The 18760-nt window shown below is 73.2% G+C and carries 17 protein-coding genes; 14 read left to right on the forward strand and 3 right to left on the reverse strand.

Annotation, left to right across the window (positions count from 1 at the left end):
- The first annotated feature begins 32 nt into the window (after positions 1-32).
- Genes CFT82_RS05605 through paaK form a run of 3 tightly spaced genes read left to right on the forward strand, consistent with a single transcriptional unit; the run spans position 33 to position 3286 of the window.
- A complete protein-coding gene (locus CFT82_RS05605) occupies positions 33-1361 on the forward strand; it encodes a 3-hydroxyacyl-CoA dehydrogenase NAD-binding domain-containing protein (protein ID WP_088818016.1) in 1329 nt (442 codons plus the stop codon).
- Positions 1358-1894, forward strand: a complete 537-nt coding sequence (locus CFT82_RS05610) for a hotdog fold thioesterase (RefSeq protein ID WP_088818017.1) — start codon at positions 1358-1360, stop codon at positions 1892-1894. The genes CFT82_RS05605 and CFT82_RS05610 overlap by 4 nt, the downstream gene beginning before the upstream one ends.
- A gap of 45 nt (positions 1895-1939) precedes the next feature.
- Complete coding sequence (paaK, locus tag CFT82_RS05615; RefSeq protein WP_088818018.1) at positions 1940-3286, forward strand: phenylacetate--CoA ligase PaaK; 1347 nt, start codon at positions 1940-1942, stop codon at positions 3284-3286.
- A gap of 42 nt (positions 3287-3328) precedes the next feature.
- On the opposite strand, the gene CFT82_RS05620 is transcribed toward paaK, so the two are convergent.
- Both CFT82_RS05620 and CFT82_RS05625 read right to left on the reverse strand, forming a co-directional pair.
- Positions 3329-4222, reverse strand: coding sequence for a hypothetical protein (locus tag CFT82_RS05620; protein WP_088818019.1), 894 nt, complete (start codon positions 4220-4222; stop codon positions 3329-3331).
- A gap of 8 nt (positions 4223-4230) precedes the next feature.
- Entirely contained in the window at positions 4231-4590 is a 360-nt protein-coding gene (locus CFT82_RS05625; protein ID WP_088818020.1) for a GntR family transcriptional regulator, read from the reverse strand.
- Positions 4591-4784: 194 nt separating this feature from the next.
- On the opposite strand from CFT82_RS05625, the gene CFT82_RS05630 reads away from it, so the two are divergent.
- The 5 genes from CFT82_RS05630 (at position 4785) to CFT82_RS05650 (ending at position 12567) form a co-directional block, all read left to right on the forward strand.
- Positions 4785-6221: a cytochrome ubiquinol oxidase subunit I gene (locus CFT82_RS05630; RefSeq protein ID WP_088818021.1), complete on the forward strand. Its 1437-nt coding sequence runs from the start codon at positions 4785-4787 to the stop codon at positions 6219-6221.
- 23 nt (positions 6222-6244) lie between these two features.
- Complete coding sequence (gene cydB / locus CFT82_RS05635; protein ID WP_088818022.1) at positions 6245-7312, forward strand: cytochrome d ubiquinol oxidase subunit II; 1068 nt, start codon at positions 6245-6247, stop codon at positions 7310-7312.
- A gap of 37 nt (positions 7313-7349) precedes the next feature.
- A complete protein-coding gene (gene cydC, locus CFT82_RS05640) occupies positions 7350-10964 on the forward strand; it encodes a thiol reductant ABC exporter subunit CydC (protein WP_088818023.1) in 3615 nt (1204 codons plus the stop codon).
- Positions 10965-11112: 148 nt separating this feature from the next.
- Entirely contained in the window at positions 11113-11508 is a 396-nt protein-coding gene (locus CFT82_RS05645; protein ID WP_088818024.1) for a BlaI/MecI/CopY family transcriptional regulator, read from the forward strand.
- A gap of 30 nt (positions 11509-11538) precedes the next feature.
- Complete coding sequence (locus tag CFT82_RS05650) at positions 11539-12567, forward strand: M56 family metallopeptidase (RefSeq protein ID WP_088818025.1); 1029 nt, start codon at positions 11539-11541, stop codon at positions 12565-12567.
- On the opposite strand, the gene CFT82_RS05655 is transcribed toward CFT82_RS05650, so the two are convergent.
- Positions 12505-13017 carry a hypothetical protein gene (locus CFT82_RS05655; protein WP_088818026.1) on the reverse strand — a complete coding sequence of 171 codons (513 nt, stop codon included), beginning with the start codon at positions 13015-13017 and terminating at the stop codon, positions 12505-12507. The two genes, CFT82_RS05650 and CFT82_RS05655, sit on opposite strands and share 63 nt — an antisense overlap.
- A 101-nt stretch (positions 13018-13118) precedes the next feature.
- Here CFT82_RS05655 and CFT82_RS11715 point away from each other — a divergent pair, with 101 nt between their 5' ends.
- The 6 genes from CFT82_RS11715 to CFT82_RS05685 all read left to right on the forward strand — a co-directional run bounded on the left by CFT82_RS11715 (position 13119) and on the right by CFT82_RS05685 (position 18749).
- Positions 13119-14345: a ribonuclease E domain-containing protein gene (locus CFT82_RS11715; protein WP_088818027.1), complete on the forward strand. Its 1227-nt coding sequence runs from the start codon at positions 13119-13121 to the stop codon at positions 14343-14345.
- Between the two features lie 166 nt (positions 14346-14511).
- On the forward strand, positions 14512-15954 hold the full coding sequence (purB, locus tag CFT82_RS05665; protein WP_088818028.1) for an adenylosuccinate lyase: 1443 nt from the start codon (positions 14512-14514) through the stop codon (positions 15952-15954).
- Between the two features lie 140 nt (positions 15955-16094).
- Positions 16095-16613 carry a helix-turn-helix domain-containing protein gene (locus tag CFT82_RS05670; RefSeq protein WP_088818029.1) on the forward strand — a complete coding sequence of 173 codons (519 nt, stop codon included), beginning with the start codon at positions 16095-16097 and terminating at the stop codon, positions 16611-16613.
- On the forward strand, positions 16610-17179 hold the full coding sequence (locus CFT82_RS05675; protein ID WP_088818030.1) for a PIN domain-containing protein: 570 nt from the start codon (positions 16610-16612) through the stop codon (positions 17177-17179). Before CFT82_RS05670 ends, CFT82_RS05675 begins: the two co-directional genes overlap by 4 nt.
- A complete protein-coding gene (locus tag CFT82_RS05680; protein WP_088818031.1) occupies positions 17179-17706 on the forward strand; it encodes a short-chain dehydrogenase in 528 nt (175 codons plus the stop codon). The genes CFT82_RS05675 and CFT82_RS05680 overlap by 1 nt, the downstream gene beginning before the upstream one ends.
- Positions 17707-17819: 113 nt before the next feature.
- On the forward strand, positions 17820-18749 hold the full coding sequence (locus tag CFT82_RS05685; RefSeq protein ID WP_088818032.1) for a nucleotidyltransferase domain-containing protein: 930 nt from the start codon (positions 17820-17822) through the stop codon (positions 18747-18749).
- Positions 18750-18760: the final 11 nt, after the last annotated feature.

The raw sequence follows: 18760 nt of genomic DNA on the forward strand, positions 1-18760 counted from the left end.
GCCGGGCTCATGGGGCCTGATCTACTGGGGCCATGAGCACGCACACGAACGACCCCGCCCCCGTCGCAGTCATCGGTGCCGGGTCCATGGGCTCGGGCATCGCCCAGGTGGCAGCGCAGGCGGGCCACGAGGTGCACCTCGTCGACGTCCGGGAGGGAGCAGCCGCCGCGGCCGTCGAGAAGCTGCAGGCCACCCTCGCCCGACTGGTGTCGAAGGGGAAGTTCACCGCCGAGGACGCCACGGCCATCGGCCAGCGGCTGGTGGTCGGCCCCGCCGCCGAGGGTGACCTCGCCGCCCTGCCCCCCATGTCCCTGGTCGTCGAGGCCGCCGTCGAGCGACTCGACGTGAAGCAGCAGATCTTCGCCACCCTCGCCGAGCACCAGCCCGCGGAGACGATCCTCGCGACCAACACCTCCAGCCTCGACATCACGCAGATCGCCGCCGACGTGCCCCACCCCGGGCGCGTCGTCGGCCTGCACTTCTTCAACCCCGCCGCGATCATGCGGCTCGTGGAGGTGGTCCGCGGCGAGGCCTCCGACCCCCTGGTGCTGGAGCGCGCCGCCGAGCTGATGCGCACCTGGGGCAAGACCCCCGTGCACTGCACCTCCACCCCGGGCTTCATCGTGAACCGCGTCGCCCGCCCCTTCTACGGCGAGGCCCAGCGGATGGTCGGCCCCGGCGGCCACGCCCCGGCAGACCTGGACCGCGCCCTGACCGAGTACGCCGGCTTCACCATGGGCCCCTTCCGCCTCACCGACCTCATCGGGCAGGACGTGAACTACGCGGTCGGCGAGAGCGTCTGGGAGCAGACCGACCGGGACCCCCGCTACGAGCCCACCGCCTTCCAGAAGGCCCTCGTGGACGCCGGGACGCTCGGCCGCAAGACCGGCCGGGGCGTCTACACCTACGACGCGGACGGCCGCCCGCAGGACGCCGAGGGCGACGAGTTCACCGCCCGCGCCCTGGCCCACGGCCCGGTGGAGCTGAACGTCATGGAGCGCACCCTCTCGATGCTCGTCAACGAGGCCGTGGACCTCGTGCACCGGGGGGAGGCCACCCGGGAGGACGTGGACACCGCCATGAGGCTCGGCACGAACTACCCGAAGGGCCCCTTCGAGTGGCTCGAGGAGCTGGGCGCCGCCCACGTGCTGGAGAACCTCCGCCTCCTCGACGCGGCACACCCCGGCGGCCGCTACCGGCCCAGCGACGCCCTGGTGGCGATGGCGGAGCAGGACGACACCCCGCTCCCCGCAGTCTCCGGATCCACGACCGCTGAGCCCACGGCCGCCCAACCGGCCCCCACCGGGTCGACCGCCCCCGCCCAGGAACCCACGACCCCCACCCAGGAGGACCCCGCATGACCTGGCACGACGGTCTGCGCGAGGAGGCCACCGACGGCACCGACCTCGCCCACGTCCGCGAGATGTGGCGCACCGACGGCGCCTCCGAGCACATGGGCATCCAGGTCCACGAGATCGACCGGGTCGGCGGCCTGGGCCGCTCCATCGCCTCCATGACCATCAACGAGACGATGGTGAACGGCCACGGCACGACCCACGGAGGCCTGGTCTTCGCCTTCTGCGACAGCGTCTTCGCCCTGACCTGCAACACCTCCGGGCAGCCCACGGTCGCCGCGCACTGCGACATCGACTTCATCGCCCCGACGCGCCTCGGCGAGGTCGTGGTGGGGCTTGGCCAGGAGCGCGCCGCCTGGGGGCGCAACGGGATCACCGACGTCGTCGTGCGCCGCGTGCCCGAAGGAGCCCACCTTCCCCACGAGGTGACCTTCGACGAGGACGGACGGGTCACCCCCACGGAGATCCTCGAGTGGCCGGTCGTGGCCATCTTCACCGGCCGCAGCCGCGCCCTGACCCGCTCCCCGAAGCAGGCCTGAGCCCCACCGTGGCCCTCCCGACGTGACCTGCGGCACCCTGGACCAATGAGTAACGCAGGTCACAGCCAGGCCTCGGGGCAGCTCCCCACCATCGACTTCCGCCCGGACCTCCACGACGAGGCCGAGAGCTGGTCGGTCGACCAGCTCCGGGAGCACCAGCTGGAGCGACTCCAGTGGTCGGTGCGGCACGCCTACGAGAACGTGCCGCACTACCACGCGTCCTTCGACGCCGCCGGCGTGCACCCGGACGAGCTCACCGAGCTCTCGGACCTCGCCCGGTTCCCCTTCACCACGAAGGCCGACCTGCGGGAGAACTATCCCTTCGGCATGTTCGCCGTCCCCCGCGATCAGGTGGTCCGGGTGCACGCCAGCTCCGGCACCACCGGGCGCCCCACCGTGGTCGGGTACACGAAGGCCGACATCACCACCTGGGCCCGTGTGTTCGCCCGCTCGCTGCGCGCCGCCGGCGTCCGCCCGGGCGACCTCCTGCAGAACAGCTACGGCTACGGGCTGTTCACCGGTGGCCTGGGCGCCCACTACGGCGCCGAGGAGCTCGGCTGCACCGTCGTCCCCATGTCCGGCGGGCAGACCGAGAAGCAGATCCAGCTCATCCAGGACTTCCAGCCCCGCGCCATCATGGTCACCCCCAGCTACTTCCTGGCCGTGCTCGACCAGATGGAGCTGCAGGGCATCGACCCCCGCGAGAGCTCGCTCGAGATCGGCGTCTTCGGCGCCGAGCCGTGGACCGAGGCGATGCGCCAGGAGATCCAGGAGCGCGCCGGCATGCACGCCACCGACATCTTCGGCCTCTCCGAGGTGATGGGCCCCGGTGTCGCCCAGGAGTGCGTGGAGACCAAGGACGGCCTGCACATCTGGGAGGACCACTTCTACCCCGAGGTGGTCAACCCCCTCACCGGGGAGCCGGTGCGGGAGGGGCAGGTCGGCGAGCTGGTCTTCACCTCCCTGAGCAAGGAGGCGATGCCGGTCGTCCGCTACCGCACCCGCGACCTCACCAAGCTCCTCCCCGGAACCGCGCGCCCCGGCATGCGCCGCATGGAGAAGGTCACCGGCCGCACCGACGACCTGATGATCGTCCGCGGGGTGAACGTCTACCCGACGCAGATCGAGGAGATCGTCCTGGCCCTCGACGGCCTCACCCCGCACTTCCAGTGCGTGCTCACCCGCCCCGGCCGGATGGACGAGCTGACCATCCGCATCGAGGCGCAGCCCGACGTGCAGGAGCACCAGTACGACCACCTGGCGATGGTCGTGCAGCACGAGGTGAAGAACCGGATCGGCACCACCGCGAAGGTGCAGGTCGGCGGCCCCGAGACGATCGAGCGGTCGGTCGGCAAGGCCCGCCGGATCGTGGACCAGCGCCCCCGGGACTGAGCTCGTGGAGCACGGCCCCACCCGGGGCGCGGGGCTGGCCACTCAGGCTGCGGTGGTGGCCCCCGTCCGGGACTCCCGGTGCAGCAGGCCGTTGACCAGCGCGGCCACGGCTCGAGCATCACGGGTACCCACCAGCACCTGCGAGCCGTCGACCAGCCGCAGCTCCACGACGCCCGGGGCACGGTGGCCGTAGCGACGCACCCTGCCCCACGCCTCGTCGCGGCCGAGCACCCGGGCGCCACTCACGAGCGCGAGAGGCAGCGCCTCCCGGACGTCTCGACCCCACCACCCCGCCACTCGCACTCCGCGCCGGGAGACGCTGAGGGTGATGCTGTCGTCCAGCACCTGGACGAGGAGGAAGACGCTCCAGGCGCACCAGAAGAGGCCGATGGCCAGCCATCCACCGGGCTCGCGATGCGTGAGCTGCACCCCGAGCAGCACGACCGCCACGGCCAGCCACCACAGGAGCTGCCCGCGGGGCACGAGCGGCCGCAGGGTCTCCTGCCAGGCGGCGCGCTCACCGGGTCGCAGCCTCGTGGCCTCGAGCTGCTCGGGTGGTGGCTCGGGAGCTCGCCGGACGCCCTGCGGCGAGGATTGCGCGGTCGAGAGCTGCACGGGCGGGAGGAGCCGACGCGCCGCCCGGGCAACGACGATCCAGACCACTGCCCCCACCGGGAAGAGCAGGGTCCGCAGCACGAGGAGCCACTCCGACAGCCGCCCCAGCTCGGCGCCACGACCCAGACCAGCCATCCCCACCACGACGACTCCCGCCGCGAGGCCTCCGGCAAGGTCGACCGTCGCACGCCGAGCGTCCTGCCCGGTCCCACTGCGTTGCCGCCGCCGCAGGAGGACCCAGCGACCCAGCAGAACGAGCCAGGAGACCGCCACGATCCCCAGGACCCACCCGGTGAACCCGTCGACCCACGAGACACCCACCGATCCCCTCATGCGACGCGCGCCCCCTGCACCAGCCGCACGGCGCCCTCGTGGCTCACCCCGAGCCGGCGACACTCGGTCACGAACTCGGCAGCCAGGGCAGCGAGCCGAGCCGTGCCGGCCCGCTCGGCGCCCACCAGCACCACGGCCCCACGGCCACGGCGGAGGTCGATCAGACCCTCGTCAGCGAGCTGCCGATACCCCCGCAGAACCGTGTGCACGTTGACCTCGAGCAGCTCGGCGAGCTCTCGCGCCGCGGGGAGGCGGTCTCCGGGTGCCAGATCACCCTCCTCGACACCCCGGTGGACGGTGTCCGCCACCTGGGTGAACAGCGGTCGGTCGTCGGTGGGGTCCAGGTGCCAGAGCATGCTCGCAACCTAGCAGGGTTGTTCTAGGTGAAATAGCATTTTGGGCAGCATCGGTTCGGGCGGCCGCGTGAGGCAGCCCTCACCAACAGCATTTCTACGACACCCCGTAGGATCGGCCTCGTCAGGGGCCTCGCGCGTCTTCCTGTCCCCCCGGCGCGCGGGCCCGAAGGGGAACACTCCTCCCGGGAGCACACATGGACGCACTCGAACTCGCCAGGTGGCAGTTCGGCATCACGACCGTCTACCACTACTTCTTCGTGCCGATCACGATCGGCCTGAGCTTCATCGTCGCCCTCACGCAGACGCTCTGGATGCGGAGCCGCGACGAGCGCTGGCTGCGGCTGAGCAAGTTCCTCGGCAAGCTCTTCACCATCAACTTCGCGCTCGGCCTGGTCACCGGCATCGTGCAGGAGTTCCAGTTCGGCATGAACTGGTCCGACTACTCGCGCTTCGTCGGTGACATCTTCGGCGCCCCGCTGGCCATCGAGGCCCTGCTCGCCTTCTTCCTCGAGTCGACCTTCCTCGGTCTGTGGCTCTTCGGCTGGGGTCGCATCCCGGAGAAGCTGCACAACGCCGCCATCTGGCTGGTGCACATCGGCACCCTGCTCAGCGCGTACTTCATCCTCGCGGCGAACTCGTTCATGCAGAACCCGGTCGGCTACACGAACAACCCGGAGACCGGCCGCGCCGAGCTCACCGACTTCGTGGCCGTGCTGACGAACCCGGTCCAGCTCGTGACCTTCCCCCACACGGCCGCCGCCGCCTACATGACCGGTGCCGGCCTGGTCGTCGCCGTCGCTGGCTGGCACCTGTGGCGGGACAAGTTCCCCGAGGACCGCGACCTGTACCGCAAGGGCACCCGCCTGGGCGCCTGGATCATGCTCGTCTCCTCCATCGCCGTGGTGATCACCGGCGACCTGCAGGGCCGGGTGATGACCGACGTGCAGCCGATGAAGATGGCCGCCGCCGAGGCCCTCTACGACACCGAGGACTCCTGCGCCTCCTTCTCGATCCTCACCATCGGCACCCCCGACGGCAAGAGCGAGAAGGCCGCCATCACCGTCCCCTGCGTGCTGAGCTTCCTGGCCACCGGTGACTTCGACGGCAAGGTGGAGGGCATCAACGACCTCCAGGAGCAGTACTCCAAGGTCTACGGCGAGTCGGGCGAGGAGCTCCTCGAGATCCGCGACTACCGCCCGAACATCATGGTGACCTACTGGTCCTTCCGCTGGATGATCGGCATGGGCGTCATCGGCACCATCGCCGCCATCGCCCTCCTGTGGGGCACCCGGGGCGAGAACCGCCTGACGAACCGCTGGTGGTTCCCGGCCACGATCGGCGCGATCGTCGGCCCGCTGCTGGGCAACTCCTTCGGCTGGATCTTCACCGAGATGGGGCGTCAGCCCTGGGTCGTCTTCGGCCTCATGAACACCGAGGACGGTGTCTCGCCGGGCGTCAGCGCCAGCGAGGTCCTCATCTCGATGCTCGTCTTCACCCTTCTCTACGGCGCGTTGGCCGTCATCGAGGTGAAGCTCATGCTCAAGTACGCCAGCGCCGGCGCCGAGCACGTGGACGCCGAGCAGGCGCAGCGTCAGACCACCGACGACGAACCGCACGTGTTCGCGTACTGAGCAACGGGAGCGGAGAAATCACCATGGATCTGTCCATCATCTGGTTCGTCCTCATCGCGGTCCTCTGGATCGGCTACTTCGTCCTGGAGGGTTTCGACTTCGGCGTCGGGATGCTCGTGCCGGTGCTCGGCCGGGACGCCGACCCCGCCATCGCGGAGCGCAAGCGCCGCGTGGTCCTCAACACCATCGGCCCCCACTGGGACGGCAACGAGGTGTGGCTGCTCACCGCCGGTGGCGCCACCTTCGCAGCCTTCCCGCACTGGTACGCCACCCTGTTCAGCGGCTTCTACCTGCCGCTGCTGCTCATCCTCGTGGCCCTGATCCTGCGCGGCATGGCCATCGAGTACCGCCACAAGGAGGACTCCGACTCGTGGCGTGCCCGCTGGGACGTGGCCGGCGTCGTCGGCTCCTTCCTCCCCGCCCTGCTCTGGGGCGTGGCCTTCACGAACATCGTGGTCGGCGTGCCGATCGACGAGAACATGGAGTACACCGGCACCCTGCTCACCCTGCTCAACCCGCTGGCGCTGCTCGGTGGCCTGGCCACGCTGACGGTCTTCCTCACCCACGGCGCCCTGTTCGTGGCCCTGAAGACCACCGGCGAGCTCCGCGAGGACGCGCGCCGGCTGGCCGTGAAGATCGGCCTGGTGGCCGCGGTGCTCACCGTGGCGTGGATGGTGCTGGTGATGCTGGAGACCGGCAACACCGTGGCCTGGGTCCTCACCGTGGTCGGCGCCCTCTCGCTGGCCGGCGGTCTGCTCCTGGCGGCCAGGGGCAACGAGAAGGCCGGCTTCTGGGGCAGCTTCCTGGCGATCGCCCTCGTGGTGGCCGCGCTCTTCGTGGCCCTGTTCCCGGACGTGATGCCCTCGAGCACGAACGCGGCGTGGTCGCTGACGCACGAGAACGCCTCGGCGACGGACTACACGCTGGGCATCATGACCTGGGTGGCTGTGCTGCTGACCCCGGTCGTCATCGCCTACCAGGCGTACACCTACTGGGTGTTCCGCAAGCGTCTGAGCACCCACAACATCCCCGACGCCAAGCCCTACGGCACCCAGGCCACGCGCCACCTGGCCCGGGACGCCCGGGGCTGACGGGACCGGGCCCCGACGCGGGCCCGAGAATGACCCTGTGAAGCCCTTCGAGACGCGACTGCTGCGCACCCTCCCCCGCACCCGGGGGGAGGTCGCGGCGGTCGCGCTTCCGGTGGTGCTGCAGGGGCTCGTCGCCGTCCTGCAGGCCCTCGCGGTGGCCTGGCTGGCCTCCCGGGTGGTGCAGGGGGCCTATGCCGCGCTCACCGGCCAGGCCGCCCCGCCGGCGGGGGTGCCGGGGGCGCCGGAGCCGACCATCGGGACGCTCGGCCCGTGGGAGGGCGTCACCGCCCTGGGCGCCGGGGACCCGCTGGCCGGCCAGGGCGTGCTCGTGCCGGCGCTGGTCGTGGCCGTGCTGCTCGGCCTGCGCGGGGTGCTCGACGGGTGGGCCCACCACCGGTCCGCCACGGCCGGGACCCGCGTGACGGCGATGCTGCGCGAGGCCCTCGTCGGCCGCTGGTTGGCCGGCGGTCCGGGCCGCTCCGCCGCTCGCGCCACGGCCGGGGTCGACGACGTCGAGCCCTACGTGGCGCAGTACCTCCCCTCGCTCGTGGCGGCCGGGGCGGTGCCCGTCATGGTCGTGCTGGCGCTGCTCTGGGTCGACCCCTTCAGCGCCGTCGTCGTGGTGCTCACCCTGCCCCTGCTGCCGGTCTTCGCCATCCTCATCGGCCAGCACACCGAGGCCGAGACGCAGCGCCGGTGGCGGACCCTGGAGGCGCTCGCCGGGCACTTCCTCGACGTGATGCAGGGCCTGCCCACGCTGGTGAACCTGGGGCGGGCCGAGAAGCAGGTGCGCACCATCTCGCAGGTCGGCCAGGAGCACCGCCGGGCCACGGTCCGCACCCTGCGCACGGCCTTCCTCACCACCGCGGCGCTGGAGCTGCTCTCGACGATCTCGGTGGCGATCGTGGCGGTCTTCGTCGGGCTCCGCCTGGCCGACGGGGGGATCGGCCTGATGGCAGGGCTGGCGGCCATCCTGCTGGCACCGGAGGCCTACTGGCCGGTGCGCCGGGTGGGGGCCGACTTCCACGCGGCGGCCGACGGGGCGGACACCCTGGCCGACGTGCTCCCGCTGCTGGAGGAGCCCGTGCGGGCCGGCACCGAGGCGGAGGGCGCGACGGGCGCGGGAGACTCCATGGGCAGGACGCTCCCGGGCCGGGCGGGCGACGCACCGACCGGACGCTCCGAGCGCCCCACCGTGCACCCCGCCGACGGCCCGCTGGTCACCGCCAGCGACCTGGCCTTTGCCCACCCGGACGGTCCGGAGACCACCACCCCGGAGAGGTGGACCCTCCCCCGAACCGGGTTGGTGGCGGTGACCGGCCCCTCGGGCTCCGGCAAGACCACCCTCCTCGGCCTGCTGGCCGGCCTGCTCGAGCCGCAGCGCGGCAGCGTGGAGGCCCCGCGCACGCACCTGGTGACCCAGCGCCCCTTCCTGCCCCGCGCCGACGTGGAGGCCGCCCTGCGGATGACCCCGACGGCGGCCGAGGCGCCCCGGGAGCTGCTGGAGGAGGCCGTCGCCCGGGTCGGGCTCACCGAGACGATCGACCTGCTCCCGCAGGGCTGGGCCACCCCGCTCGGGGACGACGGGCAGGGTCTCTCCGCCGGGGAGCGCGCCCGCCTGGGGCTGGCCCGTGCCCTCCTCGACGATGCGGCCGTCCTGCTGCTCGACGAGCCGACCGCCCACCTGGACCGGGGGACCGCCGAGCAGGTCCACGCCGTGCTCCGGCAGGAGGCCGAGCGGCGCCTGGTCGTGGTGGTGACCCACCGGGAGGAGCTGGCGGCCGTGGCCGACCAGCGGGTGGAGGTCCACGAGGGGCGGGTCTCCGCACCGGAGCCCGTGGAGGACTCGGCCCCGCCCACCGGGGCGGTCTGCGAACCCACCCACGCCAGCAGCACGCGCCCGGGGGGCACACCCGCCGGGACCGGGAGCTCACCGTCCCCAGCACCGCCGGGCGGGGGGCCCCGCCTCGTGGAGCCCACCCCGCGCCTCTGGCGTGCCGCTCTCACCGGGGCCCTGTCCGCCATGGCCGGGGTGGCCCTCACCGCCACCTCCGGCTGGCTCATCGTCCGGGCCTGGGAGCAGCCGAACGTCCTCCTGCTCATGGTGGCGATCGTCGGGGTGCGCACCTTCGGCATCGCCCGCCCGCTGCTGCGCTACGCCGAGCGCCTCGACTCCCACGACGTCGCGCTCGACCAGCTCGCCCGGCGCCGCTCCGGGGTCTACGAGCGCCTGGTGCCGCTCACCCCGGCCCGGCTCGGTCAGCGGGGGCGGGCCCGGGTCCTCACCGGGGTCGTGGCCGACCTCGACGACGTCGTCTTCGCGGCCGTCCGCTGGTGGGTGCCCGCGCTCAGCGCCGGTCTGACCGGTCTGGCGGCCGCGGTCGCCCTGAGCGTCGCCTCCCCGCTGGTCGGGCTGCTCGTGATGCTGTGGACCGCCGCCGTCCTCGGGGGCGCCCTGTGGGCCGAGCACGCTACCGACACCGCCCACCGGCGGGAGATCGCCGCCCGCGGACAGGTCTGGGAGCACGCCCACACCGCCGCCGAGCGGGCCGACGACCTGCGGGCCGTCAACGCCCAGCAGCACGCCCTGGACGCGGTCCAGGAGTCCGGCCGGCAGGTGGCCCGTTGGGTCGGTCGCCGGGCGCTCGCCGGCGGAGCGGTCCGGGCCGGCACCTGGCTGGCCGCCGGTCTGGTCGTGGCCGTGGCCGCGCACGTGGCCCGTGACGCCGGTCTGGCGGGGCCGCTCACCGCCCTGCTCGTGCTCACCCCGCTGGCGCTGGCCGACGTGCTCTCCGGGGTGCCCGAGGCCGTGGCCGCACGCTCCCGGGCGCGGGCTGCGGCCGAGCGGCTGGAGGAGCTGCTCGGGCAGGAGCCGGCCGTCGCCGCCGTCACGGGGGAGACGGCCCACCGGCCCGCTGGGGAAGCCCCCGAGGACACCGCCGGGGGCGCCGCCGCCCCCGTCGTCCCGGACCGGGCCGACGCCGCCCTGGAGCAGGTCACCGCCCGGTGGTCGGCCACCGCCGAGCCGGTGCTCCGGGGCCTGGACCTCGACCTGCCGGCCGGTCGCCGGGTGGCGCTCACCGGCCCCAGCGGCACCGGCAAGTCGACGGCGCTGGCCGTCCTGGCCCGCCACCTGGACCCCGCGGGCGGGTGCTACCTGCTCGACGGTCGCGACGCGCTGGCGATGCCGCTGCCCGAGGCCCGCGCCCACGTCGCCGTGCTCGACGACAGCCCCCACGTCTTCTCCTCCACGCTCCGCGAGAACCTGCGCGCCGCCGCCCCCGGGGCCGACGACGAGCGGCTCGCGCGGACCCTCCGCGAGGCCGGCCTGGACGCCTGGCACCGGGCCCTCCCGCAGGGGCTCGACACGATGGTCGGTGCCGGCCACCGGGACCTCTCCGGTGGCGAGCAGGCCCGTCTGGGCATCGCCCGCATGCTGCTCCAGGACCGCCCGGTGGTGCTCCTCGACGAGCCCGTGGCCCACCTGGACGGCCCCACCGCCAGCGCCGTCATGGGCCACCTCGGCCGGGCCACCGCGGGGCGCACGGTGGTGCTCGTCAGCCACCGCGAGGAGGGGCACGACTGGTGCGACACCGAGGTGCGCCTGGAGCCCCGCCCGGCGGCGGCCCGCCCGGGGCCCACCCCGCGGTGACGCCGGCTCACGCCCCCTCGGCGGAGGGACGCACCTCACCGGATCGCCGCACCTCGCCGGATCACCCCTGACCGACGGACCCACCGGCATCTGTACTATGAAGTGTCGTTGACCGGGCGCGCCGCGCCCCCACGAACCGGGAGGCACGATGCCGAGCAGCACCAACGGGCTGGGCGACCTCGAGCAGGCGATCATGAACCACCTGTGGGACACGCCCACCGCGCAGGGCGAGGGCGTCACCGTGCGCGAGGTGCACGACACCCTCGGTGCCGCCCGCGAGATCGCGTACACCACGGTCATGACGGTCATGGACCGCCTCTCCCGCAAGGGATTCCTCACCCGCGAGAAGGCCGGCCGGGCGTACGTCTACCAGCCGGCCACGAGCCGGGAGGGCTTCGCCGCGCGGATCATGCGCGAGACCCTGGGTGACCTGCGGCCGCAGGACCGCAAGGCCGCCGTGCTGGCCTTCGTGGACGACGCCGGCGACGAGGACATCGACGCCCTCCGCGAGGCACTGGCCCGCCTCGAGTCCGCCCCGCGCTGACCGGGAGCACCCACCCCGGAGGTATCACCCATGACCACCACCTTGGCGCTGGCAGCGCTGGCGGTGCTCCTGCTCCTCGGCGCACCCGTGCTGCTCCCCCGTCTGACCCGGCTCCGGCGAACCCCGGCGGCCGGGCTCCTGCTGTGGCAGGCCAGTGCGCTGGGGGGGCTCATCGCCCTGACGCTGCTCCCGCTGGTGGCGGTCGGCGAGTGGCGTGAGCGAGCCGGTGGCGCCGGAGGGCTGGACCCGGTCGTGAGCATCGGCGCCTGGGCGCTCACCGCCCTGCTGGTGGCCCGCCTGCTCTGGGCCGCCCATCACGTGGGATCGGACCTGCGCGCCATCCGCCGCCGCCACCGGGAGCTCCTCGACCTGCTCGACCCGAGCCACTCCGCCGGGGACCGCCTCCGCGTCATCGACAGCGGGGACCCGGTGGCCTGGTGCCTGCCAGGGCGACGTGCGCGCATCGTGATGTCCACCGCGGCCCTGGAGGAGCTCACCGACGAGGAGCTCCACGGGGTCTACCACCACGAGCGGGCCCACCTGCGCCACCGGCACGACCTGGTCATGGAGTTCCTCACCGTGGTGACCGCGGCCGTCCCCCACCCGGTCCAGCACCCGCGGGCCCTGGCCGAGCCCTCGCTGCTCGTGGAGCTCCTGGCCGACCGCCGGGCCGCGCGGGTCGTGGGATCCCGGGCGATGGGGCGGGCGCTGGTCCGGCTGGGGCTGGGCCCGCACCCGGCCGCCCCGGGGGGAGTGCTCACCGGCTTCGGCGGGTCCGGCGCGACGCCCGCGGCCCCGGCAGCGCAGGGTGGCCGCGCTGGTCGCCCTGACCGGGGCGCCCGGGAAGGGGACCGGCAGGCCAGGACCGCGCAGTACTGGGCGATGGCCGCCGCGGCCCCGCTGCCCGAGGGAACCGGTGGCGCGAGCCCGGCCCTGGTGCGCCTGGAGGCCCTGGGGTCCACCGGCCGTCCGCGCACCCTGCAGGGGGCGGTCGTCTCACTGGCGGCGGTCGCCGCCGTCCTCGGCCCGCTCTGCCTCGGCCTCGGCGCGCTCCGCTGATCCGCACCGCCCCACGACCCCCTTCTCGGGGGCCTGCTCCAGCGCCCACTCGAGCACCAGCAGGTCGTCCAGCAGGCCGTGCCGGTGGTGGTCCGGCACCACGTCGTCCTCGGTGACGAAGAAGTCCAGGGCAGCCACCATGATCCGCATCCGGGCCTGCACGAGCGGGCTCGCGGAGTCCTGCCAGCCCCGCGTGCCGTCCCCCGCCCGCGCGCACCCGCGGACGATCTCGAGGCACTCGCCGAGGACCGTGTCGAGCCGCCCGTCGGTGGAGCGCGTCAGACCGTCCCGGTGCAGTCCCCGCAGGTGCTCCTCGGCCCGGTCGGCCAGAGCCCGCATCTCCCCGGGATCCTGGCAGATGCGTTCGCTGCGCGCCCGGGAGCGGATGAAGGAGGGGGAGCCCATCACTCGCCCCATCAGGGCGTCGGCGCGGCGGGAGCGGGTGGGCATGGCCGAAGGTTAGTCGTTCACCCCCGGCCGGCGGCGTCTAGGCTGGGCCGCAGCCACCGGGCTCCCCACGGGTGCCCGGACCCGACAACTTTGGAGGCACCATGGACAGCTTGGGAAGCCAGTGGATCATCGCGTTGATCCTGTTGGCGATCGTCGGTGCCGTCGTGTGGTTCATGACGCAGGGCGGTCCGGGCCGGGGCGGGATCGGCACCGGGCGGGAGCGTGACCGCCTCACCGACCCGGAGGGCGACGACCCCGGGGTCGAGATCCGCGACGGGGCGTTCGACGGTGGCGCCTTCGCCGAGGACGACGAGCTCGACGAGGGCGACTTCGAGACCGATGGCGCCCACGCCCTCGGGGAGGAGCCCCGCGAGCGCGCCCCGAAGCCGGCCCCCCGCACCACCAGCAGCACCGCGGACGTGCTCTTCGACCAGGAGACCGCGGACGACGACGCGGCGGCCGTGGTCGAGGACGAGCCCTTCGACGAGGACGACGCCCAGGTCACCGAGGGCGCCCACGCCCTGGACGAGGACGACGAGGCCCCCGAGCCCGCTGCCGAGCACGACGGCAAGGTGGACCTGCTCGACGAGCCGGCCGAGACCCCCGGGAGCACCCCCCTGGGCGAGGAGGCCCCGCAGGACGGGCCGGCCGGTGAGCACCACGGGGACGAGGACGACGAGCCGCTGGAGGCCTCCAGCGGCCAGGAGTACTCCGACGAGCTGTACGGCGCCGGCCCGGCCGGGCTGCCGGCCGGCGAGCTGCACGCCATCGAGCCGGAGGAGGCCGACGATGTCGACTTCCCCGGTTACGAGGACGCCCCGCAGGCCGGTGACGCCCAGGACCAGCCGGAGGAGCTGAGCACCTTCGTCGGCGACGAGCGCAGCACCACGGCCGACTCCGCCACGACCGACGCCGCCACGGTCGACTCCGAGGAGGACCAGCCGGTCGAGGAGCAGGCCTACGACATCGACCAGTACGACGCGGTCGGGGACGACCAGGTCGAGGCCGAGGAGTGGACCGCCGTCCAGACGCCGGCCCCGGAGGTCGGCGAGGCGATCGACGCTCCCGAGGCCGACCTGCCCCCCGAGGACGCGCTGCCCGAGGTGGCCCCGGTCCAGGACGAGCAGCCGGAGTACGTCGAGGGCGAGTCCGGCCAGGAGTACGTGCACGCCGAGGACGGCAGCACGGTGGAGGTCCCCGCGGAGGAGGAGTCGGCCGAGCTCGCGCCGGCGGCCCCCACCCCGCAGTGGCTGGGCCGCGGGGAGGTCCCGGCCGAGCTGGACACCGCCGACCTGGACCCGTACACCGACTGGCAGCAGGGCCGCTGAGGCCACACCGCCAGCGGCCCGGGGCCGCGCGCACCGGAGCCCGTCACCCCGCGTGGGTGGCGGGCTCCCGCACGTTTGGGGACGGCACCGACGGGCCGGTCGAGCGGCGGGCCGGGGTGGTGGATGCCTGCACGGGGAGGGGTCCTCTCCTGCGAGAATGCACCCCATGGTCGATCTCTCCGCGCTGCAGCCTCCCCTCGCCCTCGGTCCGCTCGACGGCCGCTACCGCCGCCAGGCCGGTCCGCTGGTGGACCACCTCTCGGAGGCGGCGCTCAACCGGATGCGCCTGCACGTGGAGGTCGAGTGGCTGCTGCACCTCACCGACGCGCGGATCTTCGACGGCATCGAGCCCCTCACCGACGCCGAGCGCGCCGAGCTGCGCCGCATCGTCACCGACTTCGACGGCTCCGACATCGAGGCGCTGGCCGAGATCGAGAAGGAGACGGTCCACGACGTCAAGGCCGTGGAGTACCACCTGAAGAACCACCTGGCGCAGGTCCTGGCCGGCCGGGGCGAGGAGCAGGTGGCCCGGACGACCGAGCTCGTGCACTTCGCCTGCACCAGCGAGGACATCAACAACCTCTCCTACGCGCTGATGATCCAGGGCGCCGTGCAGCAGGTGTGGCTGCCGGCCGCCTCCGGCGTGATCGACCAGCTGGCCGCGATGGCCCGCGAGCTGCGCGACGTGCCGCTGCTCTCCCGCACCCACGGCCAGACCGCCACCCCGAGCACGATGGGCAAGGAGCTGGCCGTGCTGGCGCACCGCCTCGGCCGCCAGGTGCGCCGGGTGGAGGGCACCGAGTACCTGGGCAAGATCAACGGCGCCACCGGCACCTACGGGGCGCACACCGTGGCCGTCCCGGGCGCGGACTGGGTGGAGCTCTCCCGCACCTTCGTGGAGCACCTGGGGCTGGACTGGAACCCGCTCACCACGCAGATCGAGAGCCACGACTGGCAGGCCGAGGTGTACGCCGACATCGCCCGCTTCAACCGGGTGCTGCACAACCTCTGCACCGACGTGTGGACCTACATCTCGATGGCCTACTTCGCCCAGGTGCGCGGGCAGGGCACGGTCGGGTCGAGCACGATGCCGCACAAGGTGAACCCGATCCGCTTCGAGAACGCCGAGGCGAATCTCGAGGTGAGCAACGCGCTGCTCGACGTGCTGGCCTCGACGCTCGTCACCTCCCGCCTGCAGCGCGATCTCACCGACTCCTCGATGCAGCGCAACATCGGTGTGGCGCTGGGCCACTCGCTGCTGGCGCTGGACAACGTGCGCAAGGGCCTCGACGGGCTGGACGCCGTGCCTGAGCAGATGGCCCAGGACCTCGACGAGAACTGGGAGGTGCTCGGCGAGCCGGTGCAGTCCACGATGCGCGCGCTGGCCGCCCAGGGCGTGCCCGGGATGGAGCAGCCCTACGAGCGCCTCAAGGAGCTCACCCGCGGCCGCCGCGTGGACGGTGACGCGATGCGCGAGTTCATCCGCGGCCTGGGCCTGCCGGCCGAGGACGAGGCACGCCTGGTGGAGCTCACCCCGGCCACGTACACCGGCCTGGCGAGCCAGCTGGTGGACCACCTGGTGACCCCGAGCGAGGCGGGTGACCGGTGAGGCGCCTGCTCTCCCGGGCACTGCGCTGGCTCGGCATCCGCCGCTGAGGTGGGGTGGTCGCGCCCATCGCGTGACCCTGCCCTCGGTGACTGAGGGGACGCCCACTTTTCGAATTTTTCGAACTGCGCTACCGTGCCTGCATGCCTGCCGTCGACCGCGCCCCGCACACCGTCCTGCCCCCCACGGACCTCGAGGCGATGCTGGACCTGTCGACCTTCCTGGACCACCAGACGGAGCCAGCTGCCCTCGTGGGGCCCGACGGACAGACCGTCCCCCTCCCCCTCGAGGCCTTCACGGTGCTCAAGGAGGTGGCCGACGCGATGCGGCAGGGCCGGGGCATCACGGTGGCTCCGGTCGACCAGGCGCTGACCACCCAGGAGGCGGCGGACTTTCTCGGCATCAGCCGGCCCACTCTCGTCAAGCTGCTCGAGGCGGGGCAGATCCCCTTCGAGCGCCCCGCCGGCGGTCGCCACCGACGCGTCCGCCTGGCGGACGTCGTGGCGTACCAGGAGGCACAACGGACGCAGCGCCGCACGCTGCTCGACGAGATGGGCGGTGAGGCTGCAGCCGCCGGGCTCTACGACGCCTCCGCCGAGAACTATGCGGAGGCGCTCGCCGACGCACGGCGATCGCGCACGACCGGCCTCCACGAGGCATGACCCGCTTCACCGCGCACCTGGACGCCTGCGTCCTCGTGCCGGTCACGCTCGCCGACCTCCTGCTGCGACTGGCGGAGCGCGACCACTATCGGCCGCTGTGGAGCCCCGCGATCCTCGACGAGGTGGAGCAGGCGGTGACTCGCATCCACCCCGATCTGCCGGCGGGGATGCCTCAGCGGCGTACGGATTTCATGGACCGAGCCTTTCCCGACGCCTCCGTCACCGGGTGGCAGCACCTCGTGGGATCCGTCGGTCTCCCCGACTCCGATGACGAGCACGTCGTCGCCGCAGCGATCGTGGGACGGGCGGACGTGATCGTCACGCACAACACCCGCGACTTTCCAGCCCGGGTCCTCGATGATCTGGACATCGAGGTGCAGACCCCCGACACCTTCCTGCTCAACCAGCTGGATCTGGCCCCGGGTGACGTCATGGGAGCACTGCGCGACCAGGCAGGAGCCACCCGGTGCCCTCCACTGACGGTGGAAGACATCCTGACTCGTCTGCACAACGCAGGAGCTCCGACCTTCGCGTCGGCTGCGCGGAGCCAGCTGTGGCGCTTGTGATGACCCGAGCGGCGCGACCGCAGCGCCTCCTCGTCGTCGGTGGCACCGGGATGTTGCTCGGCACGGTCGAGGGGCTCCTCGCCGACGGACATGAGCTGTGGGTGCTCGCCCGGCGAGCGCCGGCGCTGGAGCACCCACGCCTGCACCCGCTGGTGGCGGACTACGGCGACGCCGCCGCGCTGGACGACACCCTCACAGCCGTGACGCAGGAGGACGGCCCCTTCGACGGTGCCGTCGTATGGGCCCACTCCTCCGCCCCGCACGCCCCGGAGGTGGTGGCCCGCCACATCAGCGGGCCGTTCCTCCACGTGCTCGGCAGCGCGACCGCGGACCCGTCCCGCCCGCACCCCACACCCGGTTGGGCCGGCACGGACTACCGCACCGCGGTGCTGGGTTTCGTGCGCGAGGCCGGCCGGTCCCGCTGGCTGACCAACCCCGAGATCGCCGCCGGCGTGCTGGAGGCGTGGCGCACCGGGGCAGCACGCACCGTCGTGGGCACCGTGGAGCCCTGGTCCGCCCGGCCCTAAGGGCCCGGTGGCGTACCCCCGGCCGACGTTTTCCTCACGGCACCCACGGACCATGGGGCCGGCGACATGCCCGGGGACCGAGGGACCTGTACCAGGCAGGCAGACTGACCGCCATGTCCCCGCACCACAGCGTGGAGGCCACGCCCACCGCATCAGACCCCGGCCCGCTGTCGGCAGCCACCCACCGGCTGCGCGCGCAGCTCGGTGACTTCATCACTCGCCACGTGGCACCCCACCCCACGATCAAGGCCGTGGTGGTGTACGGCAGCGTCGCGTCCGGGGCGGCCACGGAGTCCTCGGACGTGGACGCATTCGTCTTCATGGACCCCGTTGACCCGTGGCTCCTGCCCGCGGAGGCCATCTGGAACCCCGAGGAGGACAGCTTCCGCTCCATCTTCAGCGAACGCCCGGTGGTCCCGGGCGAGCTCCAGCTGGACCTCACCCGGGTGTCACTGCAGGAACGCCGCGGGGACGCCCCGTGGCCGCCAGCCGACCGGGCTGCGCTCACACACCGCTGGGTGGCCTTCGAGCGACCGGGCACCGACGTCGAGAGACTCGTGGTCGAACGCATCGCGATGTCCGAGCGGGAGCGGCGCACCGCGCTCGATGCCGCGCTGCTCGCCGCAGACGGACTGTTGGAGAACCCCGAGACGCTGTGGGAGCGCGACGAGCTCGAAGCCCTGGACGCCCTGAACGCCATGTGGGAGGCCGTGATGGCCGGCACCTATGCGATCAACCGGGTCTGGATGCCGTACCGCGGCCGCGGCGTGCGGGGACTGCGCCGGTTGCCCTGGCGTGGGGCTCTGGGCGATGACCTGCTGATGCGGTGCGTCGCGACCGACGGCACCGATCGGGCAGCCTTCGTGAAGCGCGCCGGGGCGCTCACCCGTGCCCACGAGGCGCTGCTGGCACACCTGCAGGACGATCCGGAGTTCGGAGAGGACCCCACCTTCACGGCGTTCCTGCGGGCCCACGACGAGCCGGGCCGCGCGTGGAACATTGAGGAGTGGAACGCCCGCCACCGGGGGCGTCGGCACCGCTGACGGGCACCCTG

It is taken from the genome of Kytococcus aerolatus (genome assembly GCF_900187395.1).
GTDB lineage: Bacteria > Actinomycetota > Actinomycetes > Actinomycetales > Dermatophilaceae > Kytococcus > Kytococcus aerolatus.